The sequence below is a fragment of the Bradyrhizobium frederickii genome, from assembly GCF_004570865.1.
In the GTDB taxonomy this organism is placed as follows: Bacteria; Pseudomonadota; Alphaproteobacteria; order Rhizobiales; family Xanthobacteraceae; genus Bradyrhizobium; species Bradyrhizobium frederickii.
In genome coordinates this window covers 1-4,086 of record NZ_SPQS01000079.1, presented here as the reverse complement: position 1 = coordinate 4,086, position 4,086 = coordinate 1, and the positions used below count along the sequence as shown (strand labels likewise).

The following is a 4,086-nucleotide window of genomic DNA, read 5'->3' as shown; positions in this document are numbered from 1 at the left end:
GCGCAAAATGGTCGTCGCGGGTCAGTATGCTGCGTGTTGAGTTCAGCGCAGAGTTTGAACAGGTGGTGAACTGATGCAGGATATCCGGCAGGAAACACTGAATGAATGCACCCGTGCGGAGCAGTCGGCCAGCGTGGTGCTCTGGGAAATCGACCTGACAGAGGTCGGTGGAGAACGTTATTTTTTCTGTAATGAGCAGAACGAAAAAGGTGAGCCGGTCACCTGGCAGGGGCGACAGTATCAGCCGTATCCCATTCAGGGGAGCGGTTTTGAACTGAATGGCAAAGGCACCAGTACGCGCCCCACGCTGACGGTTTCTAACCTGTACGGTATGGTCACCGGGATGGCGGAAGATATGCAGAGTCTGGTCGGCGGAACGGTGGTCCGGCGTAAGGTTTACGCCCGTTTTCTGGATGCGGTGAACTTCGTCAACGGAAACAGTTACGCCGATCCGGAGCAGGAGGTGATCAGCCGCTGGCGCATTGAGCAGTGCAGCGAACTGAGCGCGGTGAGTGCCTCCTTTGTACTGTCCACGCCGACGGAAACGGATGGCGCTGTTTTTCCGGGACGTATCATGCTGGCCAACACCTGCACCTGGACCTATCGCGGTGACGAGTGCGGTTATAGCGGTCCGGCTGTCGCGGATGAATATGACCAGCCAACGTCCGATATCACGAAGGATAAATGCAGCAAATGCCTGAGCGGTTGTAAGTTCCGCAATAACGTCGGCAACTTTGGCGGCTTCCTTTCCATTAACAAACTTTCGCAGTAAATCCCATGACACAGACAGAATCAGCGATTCTGGCGCACGCCCGGCGATGTGCGCCAGCGGAGTCGTGCGGCTTCGTGGTAAGCACGCCGGAGGGGGAAAGATATTTCCCCTGCGTGAATATCTCCGGTGAGCCGGAGGCGTATTTCCGTATGTCGCCGGAAGACTGGCTGCAGGCAGAAATGCAGGGTGAGATTGTGGCGCTGGTCCACAGCCACCCCGGTGGTCTGCCCTGGCTGAGTGAGGCCGACCGGCGGCTGCAGGTGCAGAGTGATTTGCCGTGGTGGCTGGTCTGCCGGGGGACGATTCATAAGTTCCGCTGTGTGCCGCATCTCACCGGGCGGCGCTTTGAGCACGGTGTGACGGACTGTTACACACTGTTCCGGGATGCTTATCATCTGGCGGGGATTGAGATGCCGGACTTTCATCGTGAGGATGACTGGTGGCGTAACGGCCAGAATCTCTATCTGGATAATCTGGAGGCGACGGGGCTGTATCAGGTGCCGTTGTCAGCGGCACAGCCGGGCGATGTGCTGCTGTGCTGTTTTGGTTCATCAGTGCCGAATCACGCCGCAATTTACTGCGGCGACGGCGAGCTGCTGCACCATATTCCTGAACAACTGAGCAAACGAGAGAGGTACACCGACAAATGGCAGCGACGCACACACTCCCTCTGGCGTCACCGGGCATGGCGCGCATCTGCCTTTACGGGGATTTACAACGATTTGGTCGCCGCATCGACCTTCGTGTGAAAACGGGGGCTGAAGCCATCCGGGCACTGGCCACACAGCTCCCGGCGTTTCGTCAGAAACTGAGCGACGGCTGGTATCAGGTACGGATTGCCGGGCGGGACGTCAGCACGTCCGGGTTAACGGCGCAGTTACATGAGACTCTGCCTGATGGCGCTGTAATTCATATTGTTCCCAGAGTCGCCGGGGCCAAGTCAGGTGGCGTATTCCAGATTGTCCTGGGGGCTGCCGCCATTGCCGGATCATTCTTTACCGCCGGAGCCACCCTTGCAGCATGGGGGGCAGCCATTGGGGCCGGTGGTATGACCGGCATCCTGTTTTCTCTCGGTGCCAGTATGGTGCTCGGTGGTGTGGCGCAGATGCTGGCACCGAAAGCCAGAACTCCCCGTATACAGACAACGGATAACGGTAAGCAGAACACCTATTTCTCCTCACTGGATAACATGGTTGCCCAGGGCAATGTTCTGCCTGTTCTGTACGGGGAAATGCGCGTGGGGTCACGCGTGGTTTCTCAGGAGATCAGCACGGCAGACGAAGGGGACGGTGGTCAGGTTGTGGTGATTGGTCGCTGATGCAAAATGTTTTATGTGAAACCGCCTGCGGGCGGTTTTGTCATTTATGGAGCGTGAGGAATGGGTAAAGGAAGCAGTAAGGGGCATACCCCGCGCGAAGCGAAGGACAACCTGAAGTCCACGCAGTTGCTGAGTGTGATCGATGCCATCAGCGAAGGGCCGATTGAAGGTCCGGTGGATGGCTTAAAAAGCGTGCTGCTGAACAGTACGCCGGTGCTGGACACTGAGGGGAATACCAACATATCCGGTGTCACGGTGGTGTTCCGGGCTGGTGAGCAGGAGCAGACTCCGCCGGAGGGATTTGAATCCTCCGGCTCCGAGACGGTGCTGGGTACGGAAGTGAAATATGACACGCCGATCACCCGCACCATTACGTCTGCAAACATCGACCGTCTGCGCTTTACCTTCGGTGTACAGGCACTGGTGGAAACCACCTCAAAGGGTGACAGGAATCCGTCGGAAGTCCGCCTGCTGGTTCAGATACAACGTAACGGTGGCTGGGTGACGGAAAAAGACATCACCATTAAGGGCAAAACCACCTCGCAGTATCTGGCCTCGGTGGTGATGGGTAACCTGCCGCCGCGCCCGTTTAATATCCGGATGCGCAGGATGACGCCGGACAGCACCACAGACCAGCTGCAGAACAAAACGCTCTGGTCGTCATACACTGAAATCATCGATGTGAAACAGTGCTACCCGAACACGGCACTGGTCGGCGTGCAGGTGGACTCGGAGCAGTTCGGCAGCCAGCAGGTGAGCCGTAATTATCATCTGCGCGGGCGTATTCTGCAGGTGCCGTCGAACTATAACCCGCAGACGCGGCAATACAGCGGTATCTGGGACGGAACGTTTAAACCGGCATACAGCAACAACATGGCCTGGTGTCTGTGGGATATGCTGACCCATCCGCGCTACGGCATGGGGAAACGTCTTGGTGCGGCGGATGTGGATAAATGGGCGCTGTATGTCATCGGCCAGTACTGCGACCAGTCAGTGCCGGACGGCTTTGGCGGCACGGAGCCGCGCATCACCTGTAATGCGTACCTGACCACACAGCGTAAGGCGTGGGATGTGCTCAGCGATTTCTGCTCGGCGATGCGCTGTATGCCGGTATGGAACGGGCAGACGCTGACGTTCGTGCAGGACCGACCGTCGGATAAGACGTGGACCTATAACCGCAGTAATGTGGTGATGCCGGATGATGGCGCGCCGTTCCGCTACAGCTTCAGCGCCCTGAAGGACCGCCATAATGCCGTTGAGGTGAACTGGATTGACCCGAACAACGGCTGGGAGACGGCGACAGAGCTTGTTGAAGATACGCAGGCCATTGCCCGTTACGGTCGTAATGTTACGAAGATGGATGCCTTTGGCTGTACCAGCCGGGGGCAGGCACACCGCGCCGGGCTGTGGCTGATTAAAACAGAACTGCTGGAAACGCAGACCGTGGATTTCAGCGTCGGCGCAGAAGGGCTTCGCCATGTACCGGGCGATGTTATTGAAATCTGCGATGATGACTATGCCGGTATCAGCACCGGTGGTCGTGTGCTGGCGGTGAACAGCCAGACCCGGACGCTGACGCTCGACCGTGAAATCACGCTGCCATCCTCCGGTACCGCGCTGATAAGCCTGGTTGACGGAAGTGGCAATCCGGTCAGCGTGGAGGTTCAGTCCGTCACCGACGGCGTGAAGGTAAAAGTGAGCCGTGTTCCTGACGGTGTTGCTGAATACAGCGTATGGGAGCTGAAGCTGCCGACGCTGCGCCAGCGACTGTTCCGCTGCGTGAGTATCCGTGAGAACGACGACGGCACGTATGCCATCACCGCCGTGCAGCATGTGCCGGAAAAAGAGGCCATCGTGGATAACGGGGCGCACTTTGACGGCGAACAGAGTGGCACGGTGAATGGTGTCACGCCGCCAGCGGTGCAGCACCTGACCGCAGAAGTCACTGCAGACAGCGGGGAATATCAGGTGCTGGCGCGATGGGACACACCGAAGG

Annotated in this window: 4 protein-coding genes; all 4 read left to right on the top strand. The window is 58.1% G+C overall.

Annotated elements, in window-relative coordinates:
* Positions 1 to 73: 73 nt before the first annotated feature.
* The gene (locus tag E4K64_RS39180) at positions 74 to 772 is read left to right on the top strand and encodes a phage minor tail protein L (RefSeq protein WP_001152639.1); all 699 of its coding nucleotides are present in this window, start codon (positions 74 to 76) and stop codon (positions 770 to 772) included.
* A gap of 5 nt (positions 773 to 777) precedes the next feature.
* On the top strand, positions 778 to 1,521 hold the full coding sequence (locus tag E4K64_RS39175; protein ID WP_000194780.1) for a C40 family peptidase: 744 nt from the start codon (positions 778 to 780) through the stop codon (positions 1,519 to 1,521).
* Positions 1,458 to 2,090 (top strand): tail assembly protein, encoded by a 633-nt coding sequence (locus tag E4K64_RS39170; protein ID WP_000090889.1) that lies wholly within the window; start codon positions 1,458 to 1,460, stop codon positions 2,088 to 2,090. The genes E4K64_RS39175 and E4K64_RS39170 overlap by 64 nt, the downstream gene beginning before the upstream one ends.
* A 60-nt stretch (positions 2,091 to 2,150) precedes the next feature.
* A partial coding sequence (locus tag E4K64_RS39165; protein ID WP_135167605.1) for a TipJ family phage tail tip protein occupies positions 2,151 to 4,086 on the top strand: 1,936 nt, incomplete at its 3' end.